The 1,204-nt window shown below is 65.9% G+C and carries 1 protein-coding gene and 1 pseudogene; one reads left to right on the top strand and one right to left on the bottom strand.

Annotated features, from left to right (window positions below; translation table 11 throughout):
- Nucleotides 1–1,071 (top strand): FAD-binding dehydrogenase (locus E5W87_RS35350; RefSeq protein ID WP_367118916.1); only part of this gene is annotated, 1,071 nt, incomplete at its 5' end.
- A 5-nt stretch (nt 1,072–1,076) separates the two neighbouring features.
- Here the strand turns inward: E5W87_RS35350 and E5W87_RS35345 are convergent.
- A pseudogene (locus E5W87_RS35345) lies at nt 1,077–1,204 on the bottom strand (esterase); the annotation flags it as partial.

Here is a 1,204-nt window from a genome sequence, read left to right as displayed (position 1 = left end):
CGGACAAGCTCGGGATTGGCGCCGATGCCGCCGGAGGCGACGATGACCGCTTGCGCCTTGAGCTCGAAATCGCCGGCGATGTCACGCGAACTCTTTTGGCCGCGCTCGACATCGCTCGGCGCCAACATGTCGCCGCGCACGCCGCCCAGGCGTATGATCTCCGGCGTTCCCGACCATGTCGACGGCCGCATGCTGGCGATCACAGAGGCGGCCGGCGGCAGCATCATCAACCGCGACCGCATGTGGCACTATGTCGAAGGCATCAGGAACTGGGCGCCGCTCTGGACCGACCATGCGATCCGCATCCTGCCCGGCCCGTCATCGCTGTGGCTCGACGCCCACGGCAAGCGCCTGCCGGTGCCGCTCTATCCCGGCTTCGACACGCTCGGCACGCTCAGCCACATCATGGGCACCGGCTTCGACTATTCCTGGTTCATCCTGACCCAAAAAATCATCCAGAAGGAGTTCGCGCTGTCGGGCTCCGAACAGAACCCCGATCTCACCGGAAAAAGCTGGCGCCAAGTACTCGGCCGCGCCACATCAGGCGTTCCCGGTCCGGTGAAGGCGTTCATGGAGAAGGGCGAGGATTTCATCGTCGAGCCTGATTTGCCGGCGCTGGTCGCCCGCATGAACGCACTTGTCGGCGGCGAGCCGCTGCTTGAGCTGGCGCAGGTCGAGCGCGAGATCCGCGCCCGTGACCGGCAGCTCGACAATCCGTTCTCCAAGGACATGCAGATCACCGCCTTGCGCGGCGCCCGCGCCTATCTCGGCGACCGGCTGATCCGCACGGCTAAGCCGCACAAGATGCTCGATCCTGCCAATGGGCCGCTGATCGCAGTCAGGCTCAACATCCTGACCCGCAAGACGCTGGGCGGCTCGCAGACCGATCTCGACAGCCGCGTGTTGGACGCCGAGGGCCAGCCGATCGAAGGATTGTACGCGGTCGGCGAAGCCGCCGGTTTCGGCGGCGGCGGCATGCACGGTTACGCGGCGCTGGAAGGCACGTTTCTTGGCGGCTGCATTTTTTCCGGCCGCAGCGCCGGCCGGGCGGCATCACGCATGGTGGGATAAGTCCCTCACCAGATCCATTCGCCGCGTCCCAGAACCGACACCGCATCGACGATGCGGGTGAAGCTCGAACGGGCGCGGCCGACCGTATGCCTGGCTCTGAGATAGCCATGCACCAGACCCGGCTCCTCCAACC

The sequence above is a fragment of the Mesorhizobium sp. genome, assembly GCF_004962925.1.
GTDB lineage: Bacteria > Pseudomonadota > Alphaproteobacteria > Rhizobiales > Rhizobiaceae > Mesorhizobium.
This window is presented reverse-complemented; position numbering and strand designations above follow the sequence as displayed.